The following is a 13,766-nucleotide window of genomic DNA, read 5'->3' on the forward strand; positions in this document are numbered from 1 at the left end:
ATATATTGCAGGAGTAATAATTCTAATCAAAATTTAAAATGACCTACAATTCCTTAATTTGCTTGCTCTTTATTTCACTTCTACCCGGCTTAACATTTGGTCAAAACAAGACGAATGAAAATGAACCAAAAGTTCCTGAATATTCTCTTCCTGACATCTTTGTAAACTTAAAAGGGCAAGAAATAAATACCATACAAGATTGGGTAAACCTCCGAAGACCTGAAATTGTAAATCTTTTTGAAGACAATGTGTATGGCAACATGCCAGAAGCAATTGATGCCATTAATTTCATTACTGTCAATGAAAATAAAATGGCAATGAATGGAATGGCGACTTTAAAGGAGGTGGACATTGAGGTTACCAACAAAAGCCAGAAGGTGACCATGAGATTGATCCTATTTATACCCAACAAAACCAGTAGCCCTGCACCTGTCTTTTTATTAATCAATCACAGGGACCCTGAAAACATTGATCCTACCAGAAAATCTAAAACAGGTTTTTGGCCAGCAGAAGAAATAGTTAAAAGAGGCTATGCCGCCGCAACTTTTCATGTTAAAGATGTTTCTGATGATGACAAGGTGACCTTTAGTGAGGATATTTTAAGCAAATTGTACCCAGAAGAATTAGACAAAGAAAATGGGCTTCGCGGCTTAGGTGCATGGGCTTGGGGGGCCATGCGTGCCATGGATTATTTTGAAACTGCACCTGAGATAGCCGCTCATAAAGCAGCTGTTATCGGCCATTCAAGAGGTGGAAAAGCATCTTTATGGACTGGAGCATCGGATCCAAGATGGGCCATTACCATTTCAAATGAGTCTGGATGCGGCGGTGCTGCGATTTCCAGAAGAAAATTTGGAGAGACTGTTAAAATAATAAATACTGTATTCCCTTATTGGTTTACAGATAATTTTAACAAATACAATGACAATGAAGCATCACTACCTATAGATCAACACATGCTTATAGCTTCTATTGCCCCAAGAGCAGTCTATGTGGCCAGTGCCTCTGAGGACTTATGGGCTGATCCCAAGGGAGAATACACTTCCTTACAATTGGGTACTCGGGTACATAGGGAGGTCTACAATATGGAGGGAAACTTTCCTAAAGAAATTAATACCGCGGGAAACCCAATCCACCTGCCCTACGCAGGACACCACATTCGAGAAGGGAAACACAATTTAACTCCTTACGATTGGAATTTATTTATGGATTTTGCTGACAAACATTACGGCATCATCAATGAAAATTGAAAGACGCAATTTTCTCCAAAATTCTGCCAAACTAACCGGGCTAGCTCTAGCTGGCCCGGTGGTCCTTCCGTCAATATCAAAGGCAGGTTTAACCATCAAGCATCCCTTTGAAAGAGACTTGGGAATGAAGTTGTGCTTGGCTTACTTTTGGGGCATAGAAACACATAAAACTGCTCTTTCCCGGCAAATGGATGTAATGGGAGCAGTAAGCCCAATACATGCTCATCTGGCAGGTTTGCCAAATGAAAAAGACAATTCAAGAAAGGTCATCCAAGCAATAAAAAATGCTTGGGCAAAAGAAGGGTTAAACCTTAGGGTAGTAGAAGGGCCTCCTTATCTAGGCACAAAAACCAAACTTGGTCTTTCGGGACGAGATGAAGAAATTGAAAACTTCATCATTTTAATGAAAAATTTGGCTTTGGAGGGTATTGATACCATCTGCTATAATTGGATGCCAGTGATAAGTTGGGCACGCACTTTTTTAGATAAACAAGGTCGCGGTGGTGCCTTGGTAAGTGGGTTCGATGTTAAAGACCTAGTAAAAAAGGATCCCATTACAGAATATGGAGATTTATCTCCTGAATTAATGTGGAAAAACTTGGCTTATTTTCTTGAGGCAGTAGTTCCTGAAGCCGAAAGGCATGGCATCAAACTGGCCTTGCACCCTGATGATCCACCAGTTGACAGTATCCAGGGCATACCACGTATAATTACCTCTGTCGAAGCATTCAAGAAAATGTTAGCGCTTTATCCAAGTGAAAACAATGGCATCACTTTCTGCCAGGGCAGTTTTGCATCCATGGGAAATGCTGATCAACCTGTGGACATACCAGAAGCCATCCGGTATTTCGGTAAAAAGAAAGCCATTCACTTCGTCCATTTCAGAGATGTAAGAGGAGACAAAAATAATTTTGAGGAGACTTTCCATGATGAAGGTAAAACAGACATGTTTGCAGCAATGCAAACCTATCATGAAATAGGCTTTAAAGGACCCATACGCCCAGATCATGTACCTACTATGGCTGGAGACAGCAACGACAAACCTGGTTATAGTACTATAGGAACCTTATTTGCAATTGGATACATAAGAGGGTTAATGGAGGGTGTAGGGAAATGCCAGGTCTGAAATAATTATTCATTTGCTGCTCTTACCATTTCCCCTAAATAAACAATTAAATACCTAATCTTTTAAAAATATTACTAATTTTTATTGCATTTAAAACTTCCCAACCAAAACCACTTTATCACTTAGATAACATTATGTATATTCTATAATCACCGAATATATTAAGTACAAATATATGATATGGTAGTCTTTTATTAACCTTCCTAGTAATATATAAAAACTATTATATGAATCGCTGGCTAAAGTATTTTCTCCTTTTTATAGGCATCCTTCTTTTATCAATTCTAATCTATGGCACCTATCAATTTCGAGACAGACATAAGGGCTATAATTTGGATCTTTCCTTAATGAATGAGGGTAAAGGTGAACTGTCCGCAGGATTTGCTATTGCAGACATTAGCCCTGTAGGATTCGACACTTGGGAGGATGTAAATGGTGATGCCAGGTTCAATGAATCAGATGGAGATTACTACAATGATCTCAATAAAAATGGCAAATTTGACCCTATCTGGGTGGCAGGTTTTCACCAGAACAAACCTGCATCCGGAATCAATGACCCATTATGGGCAAGGTCAATGGTGCTAAATGACGGTAAAATAAAAATAGGGCTATGCGTTATCGATATGATAGGTTTTGGAAATGATGAAGTCCTTACTGTAAGAAAACGAATTCTCGAACAAACTGACCTTGATCATCTTATTGTTACAAGTACGCACGTGCACTCCTCTCCGGACATGATGGGCATGTGGGGACCGGATCCTTTTACAAGAGGTGTAGATGAGGGGTATAAAAACTTAGTTTTCGAAGGGATCGTATCTTCAGTATTGGAAGCCTACAACAATCAAAAACCTGCTTATTTAAAATTTGCTATCAATGAAAGTGATGCCGCTCCGCTTGTAGGTGATACCAGGGCTCCAGAAGTATACGATGCGGCAATAAGGTTAATGCAAGTTATAGAGATAGGATCCAATAAAACTTTGGGAACAATTATGAATTGGGGGAATCATCCTGAAACACTATGGTCTCAAAACACGCTGATAAGTTCAGATTTCCCGCACTATTGGCGGGAATACATGGAAAAAGGCCTCGTATACAATGATTCCACCTACCATGAAGGATTGGGTGGCGTTTCCATATTTATGAATGCTGCACTGGGAGGGCTTATGACTACCAGGCCAAGTGACCCCTTGCTCCACCCCTACTCAAAAGACACACTTAAAGAGGCTACTATAGCAAAAATTGATGCCCAAGGAATGGCTTTAGCTAAAATTAGCTTTGAAACCATGAACAAAGGAATGGATACGGTCTACAGCAGTAGTATGTCATTGCGCGCTAAAACGGTGGTTCTTCCAATGGCCAATAAGCTTTTTAGACTTGCTGCTTTTCTAGGCGTTTTCGATAGGGGTTTTGTCTCTTGGGGCAATGTTAGGTCAGAAGTGAATGCCTGGAAAATAGGCCCTGCTACATTTGTACATATTCCAGGTGAACTGTATCCTGAAATTCTTAACGGAGGAGTGGAAGCTCCAGAAGGTGCGGACTTTGGAATAGAACCAGTCGAAGTCCCTGCCATTAAAAGTCAAATGCCAGGAAAATTTAAATTCTTTAGTGGCATGGCAAATGACATGATTGGGTACATTGTACCTAAAAGTCAGTGGGATGAAAAGGCCCCATTTACCTATGGGCGCGAAAAAGCTCCCTATGGTGAGGTTAACTCCCTTGGGCCTGAAACTGCGCCCATATTACATAAAGAGACTTTACAATTATTGCAAGACCTTTCAAAAACAGCTACTAACTTAGAAAAAAATTAACCTAATAAAACGAGCTATGAATAGCAAAGCACAATCGGTAGAAGCTTATCTTGAAGAAATTCCAGAGGAAAGAAAGAATGCTTTTTTTCAACTGAGAGAAACCATTCTCTCCCAACTCCCGGTAGGTTTTGAAGAAACCATGAGCTACGGCATGATTGGCTATGTGGTTCCTCTTGAGCGATACCCGGCAGGCTACCACTGTAATCCTAAATTGCCCCTACCCTTTGTTAACATTGCCAATCAAAAGAATTACCTGGCCTTGTACCACTCTTGCATTTATGCCGATGAGAATTTAATGAATTGGTTCAAGCAGGAATATCCTAAACACAGCAGCGCCAAACTGGATATGGGTAAAAGCTGTATTCGATTCAAAAAATTGGATAAAATACCATTTGCTTTAATTGGAGAACTGATAGCAAAAGTAAGTATGGAAGAATGGATAATCACTTATGAAAATAGCAAAAAATGAAAATAGGGTTGGAAATTTCCAACCCTATTAAATATTCTATAAGCTTTAACTTATTATTTTTTTGCAATGTATTGCAACAAGTCTACCACTTTATTAGAGTAACCCCATTCGTTATCATACCAAGCCACCAATTTTACGAAATTGTCGTTCAACTGGATTCCAGCGCCTGCATCAAAGATAGAAGTTCTTGGATCTCCGATAAAATCATTGGAAACAACTGCATCTTCAGTATAACCCATGATTCCTTTCAGGTCACCTTCAGCAGCTTCCTTCATTTTAGCACAAATCTCTTCGTAAGTAGCGCCTTTAGCTAATCTTACAGTAAGATCTACTACAGATACATCAGGAGTAGGTACTCTGAATGACATACCAGTAAGTTTTCCGTTCAATTCAGGAATAACTTTACCTACAGCTTTAGCTGCACCAGTAGAAGAAGGGATGATGTTTTGTCCAGCTCCTCTTCCGCCTCTCCAGTCCTTCATAGAAGGTCCATCAACGGTTTTTTGAGTAGCAGTAGTGGCATGTACAGTAGTCATAAGACCTTCTACTATCCCCCAGTTGTCGTTCACAACCTTAGCTAATGGAGCAAGGCAGTTGGTAGTACAAGAGGCATTGGAAACAAATACCATATCGGAAGTATAAGTACCTTCATTAACACCCATTACTATCATAGGCGTGTCATCCTTTGATGGAGCGGACATTACTACTTTTTTAGCACCAGCGTCAATATGACCTTGCGCTTTTTCTTTTGTCAAGAATAAACCTGTAGATTCTACAATAATTTCTGCACCTACGTCAGACCACTTTAAATCAGCAGGGTTTCTTTCGGCTGTAACTCTGATGGCATTTCCATTGACTACCAATTGCCCATCTTTCACTTCTACATCACCTTTGAACTGGCCATGAGTAGAGTCATATTTTAACATGTAGGCCATGTAATCAACATCTATTAAATCATTGATGCCTACTATTTGAATATCTTCTCTTTCTTGAGCGGCACGGAAAACGAGTCTTCCAATTCTACCGAATCCATTGATACCTACTTTAATTTTTTCCATAATGTTTATTGTCTATTCTATGGTTTAAAAGATTACTTTTTTTCGCTGTTCACCGCTTTGGAAATAAAATGAAGTTCTAGTGCTGAACAATTCAAAATTAGCCAAATCGGCCTTTTGATCTTTCCTTCCGAAATTTTCAATGGTCAAATTTATAAAAATTAAATTTATCATTGAAATTTTGTATTTGAATAGTTGTAAAAACTTATCATTTATTCAACAAAACCATCGTTCTGAAAATTTATCTTAATTTTGGCCTTCACACTTAAAAGCTTTATGGAAGAATTAGATCAAATGCAGATCAATTTTGGAGAGGATTCTCTTTTACTTATGAACATTTCCTTGGCGGTGATCATGTTTGGTGTCGCACTAGAAATCAAACTTTCTGATTTCAACTATATCTGGACAAAACCTAAATCATTTTTTGTTGGAATTGTCTCCCAATTTCTTTTATTGCCCTTCTTAACCTTTCTTCTAGTTTTATTAATCCAACCCATCCCAAGTGTTGCCTTGGGAATGTTTTTGGTGGCTGCATGCCCAGGAGGAAATATTTCAAATTTCTTAACCAACTATGCAAAAGGTAACGCTGCGCTGTCAGTTAGTCTTACGGCTTTTGCTACATTAAGTTCTATTTTACTCACCCCGTTTAATTTTGCTTTATGGTCCAGTTTATATGCTCCTACTGCCTTCTTATTAAAAAGTATTAACCTTGACTATGGGGATGTATTTGAAACAGTTGCACTTATATTAGGCATACCCTTAATTTTAGGTATTTATGTCCATCAAAAAAAACCAAAAACAGCTCAAAAAATAGCTTCGGTTTTAAAACCTTTAAGTGTAGTCATATTTATAAGCATCGTGGTTGTTGCTTTCTATAGTAATTTCGACCTCTTTATCAAGGTAATTGGATGGGTATTTGGGCTGGTTTTGATGCATAATATTATTGCTTTAGGCGCTGGATTCAGCTTTTCAAAGATTTTTGGATTAAACCTTGAAGACACCAAAACCCTTACAATTGAAACAGGAATTCAAAACTCCGGCCTGGCACTGGTATTGATTTTTAATTATTTCGATGGCCTGGGTGGAATGTCTATTATTGCCGGATGGTGGGGAATATGGCACATCGTCTCTGGGCTGACAATTGCTTCACTTTGGAAAAAATACAGCTATGAGGCAAAAACTGTTTAATGATTTTTTAAATCGATTTGTAAAAACTGCCCTCTGGTTTTACTTTGCCGAAATTAAAGTCAATGGTAAGTGGAAAGACTTAAAGGATGTTCCAATTATAATCGTTGCCAACCATCAAAATGCATTATTAGACCCTTTATTAATTGCTACCTATATTAATCTGAAACCCCATTTTTTATCAAGGGCTTCAGTGTTTAAAAACCCGATAATTGCTAAAATATTGGCATTCATTAGAATGGTCCCTGTGTATAGAATAAGAGATGGTTTTGGAAGTATTCCTGGCAATAAAGCTAGTTTTTCGTATTGTGAAAAGGTATTGAAAAACCAAGGTAAGGTGCTCATTTTCCCAGAAGGAAAGCACAGTCTGAAACGCCAAGTAAGACCTTTAAGCAAAGGTTTCACAAGGATCATTTCTGAGGCTTTACGCAACGAGCCTGAGATGGATTTAAGAATACTGCCCATAGGCATAAATTACCAGGCACACCAGAAATCTGGTTCTAAGGTATTAATAGACGTTGGAGAACCTATACCAGCGAAACAATATACTGGACAGGAGAGAATACTGCTTGAAAAGGTGGAAAAGGAATTACAATCTTTGACCTTACATCTTCCTGAGGACAATTATGATGAGTCCCTAAAAATGCTTCTTCAGTCCAATAAAGACATCAGGTCCTATCGATGGAAAGCTGAAACTTCATCGATAGGACCTGCAATCGCCTCTGAATACAACCATACTAAATGGAGAAATTGGGTATTTAAGGCCTTACATTTTCCGCTTTGGTTAATCTGGAAATTTCTTAAACCAAAAATAAATGACACGGTATTTTATGGTACTGTCAAATTTTGCCTTGGCATAGTAACCGCTCCAATTTATTATCTCAGTGTTTTTTATGGCATTTATTCCTTCACTTCTTTAAGCTTCGCTTTAATTTGTATCTTACTCATGTTTTTAAGTATAAAATTAAACCGAAATTGGTACAACCAAACTGAGGAAGAGTTGATCAAAAAGTAGACAGAAACAAAACGCTTAAAATTCATAAAATGTCAAATATAGCATTGATTATAGAGGAAAGAGCGGCTTCAATTGGGAAGTTTTTGGTGGGGAGATTATTGCCTTTTGTGCAAAAAAGAGCTGTTGGCCCATTTGTTTTTATAGACCATATGGGCCCAGTCCAATTAGATAAAGGGCAAAACCTGGATGTTCCCCCTCATCCACATATAGGACTTTCCACGCTCACCTTCTTATTTGAAGGGTCCATTTTGCATAAAGACAGTTTGGGAACCTCCGTAGAAATTAAACCTGGAGAGGTAAATTGGATGACGGCGGGAAAGGGCGTCGTCCATTCCGAAAGAACTCCCGATTACCTAAGAGGGGTGGACAAAAACCTCCATGGTTTGCAAATATGGGTAGCACTGCCTAAAAACCTGGAACAAATGTCCCCTTCTTTTTCGCATATCTCTTCACAAGAAATTCCAGCATGGGAACAAGATGGCGTTAAAATGAAATTAATTGCTGGCAAGGCATTTGGAAAGCAATCACCAGTGCCCACCTATAGCGAGCTATATTTTTTGGAAATTAAAAGCAGTAAAGCAACTGAATTAATACTGGGAGATCATTTATTTGGTGAAAGTGCGCTGTATATTTTGAATGGTGAAATAAGTGCGGAAGGGAATACTTTTGGGCCCAAGCAATTACTGGTAGCAAATGACAGTGAATTATGTACTTTCACCATAGGGGAAAATTCCACAGTATATCTTTTTGGTGGAGAACCCTTTCCCGAGGAACGCTATATTGACTGGAACTTTGTCTCCTCAGACAAAGAAGTTATCAAAACAGCCAAATTAAAATGGGCAGACCAAAAATTCCCAAAAGTACCCGGTGAAATAGATTTTGTTCCTCTTCCCCTTTCTAGAACAGGCAAATGATTCCTTAATAAATTTCGCCAATCAAAACCCAGTTTGAGAAGATGTTTACCTAAATAAGACTTAACTATTTCTTTTTAAAAAGCATTTAAAAGAAGCTAATTACCAGGATGAGTTTGCTCCCACAAAGATTAAAAGTATATTTGAGAGCTTTGAACCTAGTGTTCAACCCGGAATATGTAATAATATTCGTAATAGCCTGCCCCATGTTTACGGGAAGCGTTGAAATCGCAAGTAAATCAGGCTGTTTGTAGATTTTTAGCGGAGCGCTGCTTTGTTATAATTGAAAACAGCAACGAAGTGGCTGGTTTTCTCCGCTGCGACGGATCAATAAGTAATAGGTTTTCTATTGCATATTTCGGGTTCAATCATTCACCAAGGTTATAATGTAAATAGATACAATTTAATAATATGGAATTCAAACAACTACTTGAGAATAACAAAGTTTGGGTTCAAAAAAAACTAGAGCAGGAAAGTGACTTTTTTGAAAAGCTTTCCAAAGGTCAAAAACCGAAGCATCTTTTCATTGGCTGCAGTGACAGCAGGGTAACTGCCGAAGAGCTTTTAGGTGCGGATGCTGGAGAAGTTTTTGTTCACAGAAACATTGCTAATTTAGTTCCAAACAATGACAACAACTCCGCTTCCGTAATAGAATACGCTGTAGGTCATTTAGAGGTCCGGCATATTATTGTCTGCGGACATTACTTATGTGGGGGAATAGCCGCAGCATTGGAATCAAAAGACCTTGGAATATTAAATCCCTGGCTGAGGAATATCAGAGACGTTTACCGTTTGCATTTTCAAGAACTGAATTTAATTTCAGATGATCAGCAAAGGTACAATCGGTTGGTTGAGCTTAATGTCCAAGAGCAATGCATAAATGTGATAAAAATGGCCGTGTGGCAAAAAAGCTTTCTCAAAAATGGAGGGCCAATTATCCATGGGGTTGTATTTGATATCAAAACAGGAAATTTGATCGACCTGGATATTGACATCAATCATATATTACAAGAGGTCAGAAATATCTATGACTTGGGAACAGAACTGTTATAGCGAATGCTCCATATGAAAACGTTTTGTTCAGGCCAAGTATTCCGGCGTTTTAGTATATCAGTTCTTTAAATTTCACTCAGCAGTCCAAGGCAATTTTACTGTAGATTTCACTTTGGGAAATAAAATATGGTCTGCTTCACCAAAAAGAACCAAGGTGTAAACATCATCAGCTCGGACATTCTCTTTTAATAATTGCAAGGTTTTGCCTGTGATTGAAACATCATCTACAATTAAGATTCGATGATGACCGAAGAAATCCCAATCTACAATTTGATCAATTTCTATGGAAGGCAATGAAAAATCTCCTTGATCATCTTTAATCCCTAAATTTATCAATTTTAGTGTTACGCCTAACTGATGCGCAATCATAGCTGCTGGTGCCACAGCCCCTACCGAAATACCTAAAACCAAATCAATTTCAGGGAAATTGAACCCATGTAGTGCCTCACTAATGGCTCCAAATGAAATATCTAAAGAAGATTTCATAATAAAATTTAAAACGTTATGCTGAGATTAGACCCGAAAAATTAAAAAAGCTTAGTCACTATGGGATAATATTATTTCAAAAACTGTCATCACTTCTATTTTGTACTTTCAGCTTAAAGTACATTCAAAGTAAACGCCAAGGCTTTGAAACCTGCAAGAATAAATACTACTTAAATATATCTCTTAAAAAAGATAAAAAGGGTTTGAGTGAAATTTAAAAAAATTATCACCGTAATCTATCCCAATTTCAAGATAAATCCATTTCCAAATTAAACTACTTTAATCTGGGCCAAAATTAAACCTGCTGTTAAAAGGTTTAACGCTGATTTGGCAACGCGGTAGAAAAGCATTGAAACCATTAAAAACATACATTATCATCAACTGCAATTAACAACAACATACTGTAAACATAAATAAACTTTTTTTAAAAGACTAAATTACAACCACTTAAACAGCTACTTTTTTAATGGTCTGATAATTGCTTCAAATTATAAAAAATAAATCGACCACAAATAATTACATTCCTTATGCCCGTAATAGGTGAATTGATAAAGAAAGCCATTGAACTTGGCGGTAAATTAAATTCAGAAAACAGCCCTGAAAAAGATCAAGCGAAAGTATTAAGTCACCTTCTGGAAACGGCTAAAGATACCGCCTTTGGAAAATATTATGGGTTTAAAAACATTCTAGACGCTGGAGACATCTCTAAGGTTTTTCAAGAAAAAGTTCCCTATCATGATTATGATAAAATATACAATGAATGGTGGAAGAAAATCAGAGACGGACATGAAGACATTACCTGGCCAGGCATTAATAAATACTTCGCAGTAAGTTCAGGAACCACTAGCAAAAGCAAGTACATCCCTGTAACCGAAGAAATGATAGATGCTATAAGAAAAACGGGCATTCAACAGGTGGTGAGTTTATCAAAATATGACCTACCACCTGATTTTTTTGAGCGTCAAATCATGATGTTAGGTAGCTCAACTGCACTTCAAAGCCATGATGGTTTCTTGGAAGGCGAGATCAGTGGAATCAGTGCCAGTCAAATCCCTTTTTGGTTTCAAAGTTTTTACAAACCAGGGCCAGAAATTTCTGCCATTGAAAATTGGGATGATAGAATTGAAGAGATAGCGAAAAATGCCAAAGATTGGGATATTGGGAGTATTTCGGGCATCCCCTCATGGATTGAATTAATGATGAAAAGGGTTATAGCCTATCATGGCGTATCCTCCATTCACGAGATATGGCCAAATTTGTCCGTTTATACACCTGGTGGTGTTGCCTTCGAGCCGCATAAAAAGAGTTTTGAGAAAAACCTTGCCCATCCTTTAATCTATATTGATACCTACCTTGCCTCAGAAGGTTTTCTGGCCTTTCAGAACAGACCCGATACCGATGCCATGGCCTTGGTTTTAGACAATGGTATTTATTTTGAGTTTGTTCCCTTCGAACCAGAAAACTTAGATGAGAACGGGGCTGTCAAGGCGGATGCAAAGGCGTTAACTATTGGAGAAGTAGTCGAGAATAAGGATTACATTTTGCTAATCTCTACAGTCGCTGGGACCTGGCGTTATATGATTGGAGATACCATAGCATTTACCAATAAGGAACAGGCAGAGATTAAAATCACGGGCCGGACCAAGTTTTTCTTAAATGTGGTGGGAAGTCAATTAGGTGTTCACCAAATGGACAAAGCCATGGAAGCCGTACAAGAGAAATTCAACCTGACAGTTCCCGAATATACCGTAGCAGCTATTGAAGAAAATGGAGAATACCTTCATCGCTGGTACCTTGGCAAGGATTCAGGAAATGCGGATGAAAATTCGGTGAAGGAATTTCTAGATACTTTCCTTCGAGAAAACAATAAAAATTACAATGTGGCTAGATCTAAAGCTTTAAAGAGTATTGATGTAAAAATTGTGTCTGTCAATACATTTATTGCTTATAATGAAAAGGAAAAGAAAAAAGGCGGTCAGGTTAAGTTTCCTCGAGTAATGAAAGCTGAGCCTTTTGGTCAATGGGAAGATTTTGTCAAAAGCAATTAACTTTCTCCTACTTGGATGAAACCAAACAGCTAATTTTATGATTGTAAAAGATCATGGGCGTATCACATCTGATTTGTTCATGATCTTTTATTTTTGATCCTATACAATGCTTATTTTCAAATCACTTTCTTCAAAAAATTATCGGTATTTCTTTACCGGACAGGCCTTCTCTAACCTGGGAAACATGATGAAACAAGTGGTTGTTGGGTGGCTTGTATACAGTCTAACTGGCTCTGCCCTGCTCTTAGGGATAGTTGCCTTTTCAAGAGAGATTTCGGCCTTTCTAATTTCCATTTTCGCAGGTGTTTTTGCAGATAAATACAACAAGCACAAGTTGCTGATGGTATGCCAATCTACTATCGCCCTTAATGCTACCGTTCTGGCAATGCTCACCATTACGGATAACATTACCTTTAATATGCTACTCAGCCTGGAAATAATTTTCGGTTTGGTTAGCGGCTTAGAAATGCCTTCCAGGCATGCCTTTGTAAACGACTTAGTGGAAGACAAAGCCTACTTGACGAATGCCATTGCATTGAATTCGTCCCTTTTCAATACCGCTAGAATCGTTGGTCCTGCCGTTGCAGGTATTCTTATACCAATAATGGGTGAGGGCTATTGCTTATTACTTTATGCTATAGGGAGTTTTAGCGTAGTTGTGTTTTTCGCTTTTATCAAGTACTTACCTCTTACTAAAGATTCCCCAAAAAAGAATTTCAAAAATTCTTTTAAAGAAGGGGCAAGTTTTGCTTTTAAAACAAAGCACCTTCGTTTTATAATGCTTTTTGTTGCTGCCATTACCCTAATTGGAATGTCTTACATGGTGATTTTACCTGTATTTGCAGCAGAGGTTTTTAACGGAGATGCTGTGATTTTTGGTTACATGACAAGTGCAGTCGGTTTGGGTTCTTTAATGGGCGCATTTTTTGTAGGTACAAAAAACAACATTTTAGGATTGGATAAGTTAATACTCTTAGGCACTATCGTATTTGGTATTGGGCTGGCCGTTTTTTCTTTCAGTTCGATCTTATGGTTGTCCCTGCTGGCTCTTTTGGCAACAGGTTTAGGTAGGGTTATCATCTTTACAGGATCCAATACATTGATTCAATCCATTTCTCCCGAAGAAAAAAGGGGACGCGTTCTAAGCTTTTACATTATGCTATTCATGGGATCCCTGTCATTGGGGAGTTTCATGATTGGCATTCTAACAGACTGGATTGGAGCACCTACCACCCTGGCCTTTGGAAGTTTAGGGGTCCTCTTTTTGGCTGTATTATATGCCAAAAGTTTACCTTTGTTAAGAAAGAGAACCTATAGGGCTATCAAAAAACTTGAATTACATTGATGCAATAATTAACCT

The 13,766-nt window shown here is 38.1% G+C and carries 12 protein-coding genes; 10 read left to right on the forward strand and 2 right to left on the reverse strand.

Features of this window, described 5'->3' with window-relative positions; genetic code table 11:
- The first annotated feature begins 38 nt into the window (after window positions 1-38).
- The 4 genes from AAC073_RS13580 to AAC073_RS13595 all read left to right on the forward strand — a co-directional run bounded on the left by AAC073_RS13580 (window position 39) and on the right by AAC073_RS13595 (window position 4,653).
- A complete protein-coding gene (locus AAC073_RS13580; protein ID WP_339924319.1) occupies window positions 39-1,250 on the forward strand; it encodes an acetylxylan esterase in 1,212 nt (403 codons plus the stop codon).
- A complete protein-coding gene (locus AAC073_RS13585; RefSeq protein ID WP_339924320.1) occupies window positions 1,240-2,376 on the forward strand; it encodes a mannonate dehydratase in 1,137 nt (378 codons plus the stop codon). Before AAC073_RS13580 ends, AAC073_RS13585 begins: the two co-directional genes overlap by 11 nt.
- Before the next feature lie 227 nt (window positions 2,377-2,603).
- A complete protein-coding gene (locus AAC073_RS13590; protein ID WP_339924321.1) occupies window positions 2,604-4,184 on the forward strand; it encodes a hypothetical protein in 1,581 nt (526 codons plus the stop codon).
- Between the two features lie 16 nt (window positions 4,185-4,200).
- Window positions 4,201-4,653 (forward strand): DUF1801 domain-containing protein, encoded by a 453-nt coding sequence (locus AAC073_RS13595; protein WP_339924322.1) that lies wholly within the window; start codon window positions 4,201-4,203, stop codon window positions 4,651-4,653.
- Between the two features lie 53 nt (window positions 4,654-4,706).
- Here AAC073_RS13595 and gap read toward each other — a convergent pair whose 3' ends face one another.
- On the reverse strand, window positions 4,707-5,711 hold the full coding sequence (gene gap / locus AAC073_RS13600) for a type I glyceraldehyde-3-phosphate dehydrogenase (protein WP_339924323.1): 1,005 nt from the start codon (window positions 5,709-5,711) through the stop codon (window positions 4,707-4,709).
- Between the two features lie 249 nt (window positions 5,712-5,960).
- Between gap and AAC073_RS13605 the strand changes: the two genes are divergently transcribed.
- The 4 genes from AAC073_RS13605 to AAC073_RS13620 all read left to right on the forward strand — a co-directional run bounded on the left by AAC073_RS13605 (window position 5,961) and on the right by AAC073_RS13620 (window position 9,872).
- Window positions 5,961-6,896 carry a bile acid:sodium symporter family protein gene (locus AAC073_RS13605; RefSeq protein WP_339924324.1) on the forward strand — a complete coding sequence of 312 codons (936 nt, stop codon included), beginning with the start codon at window positions 5,961-5,963 and terminating at the stop codon, window positions 6,894-6,896.
- On the forward strand, window positions 6,877-7,908 hold the full coding sequence (locus AAC073_RS13610; protein ID WP_339924325.1) for a 1-acyl-sn-glycerol-3-phosphate acyltransferase: 1,032 nt from the start codon (window positions 6,877-6,879) through the stop codon (window positions 7,906-7,908). The genes AAC073_RS13605 and AAC073_RS13610 overlap by 20 nt, the downstream gene beginning before the upstream one ends.
- A 29-nt stretch (window positions 7,909-7,937) precedes the next feature.
- Window positions 7,938-8,822 (forward strand): pirin family protein, encoded by an 885-nt coding sequence (locus AAC073_RS13615; protein WP_339924326.1) that lies wholly within the window; start codon window positions 7,938-7,940, stop codon window positions 8,820-8,822.
- Between the two features lie 408 nt (window positions 8,823-9,230).
- Window positions 9,231-9,872: a carbonic anhydrase gene (locus tag AAC073_RS13620; RefSeq protein ID WP_339924327.1), complete on the forward strand. Its 642-nt coding sequence runs from the start codon at window positions 9,231-9,233 to the stop codon at window positions 9,870-9,872.
- Between the two features lie 72 nt (window positions 9,873-9,944).
- Here the strand turns inward: AAC073_RS13620 and AAC073_RS13625 are convergent, their stop codons facing one another.
- Window positions 9,945-10,358 carry a phosphoribosyltransferase gene (locus AAC073_RS13625; RefSeq protein ID WP_339924328.1) on the reverse strand — a complete coding sequence of 138 codons (414 nt, stop codon included), beginning with the start codon at window positions 10,356-10,358 and terminating at the stop codon, window positions 9,945-9,947.
- A gap of 527 nt (window positions 10,359-10,885) precedes the next feature.
- On the opposite strand from AAC073_RS13625, the gene AAC073_RS13630 reads away from it, so the two are divergent.
- Complete coding sequence (locus tag AAC073_RS13630; protein ID WP_339924329.1) at window positions 10,886-12,406, forward strand: GH3 auxin-responsive promoter family protein; 1,521 nt, start codon at window positions 10,886-10,888, stop codon at window positions 12,404-12,406.
- Between the two features lie 106 nt (window positions 12,407-12,512).
- Window positions 12,513-13,751, forward strand: a complete 1,239-nt coding sequence (locus tag AAC073_RS13635) for an MFS transporter (protein ID WP_339924330.1) — start codon at window positions 12,513-12,515, stop codon at window positions 13,749-13,751.
- Window positions 13,752-13,766 lie beyond the last annotated feature (15 nt).

This window comes from uncultured Cyclobacterium sp. (genome assembly GCF_963977555.1).
In the GTDB taxonomy this organism is placed as follows: Bacteria; Bacteroidota; Bacteroidia; order Cytophagales; family Cyclobacteriaceae; genus Cyclobacterium.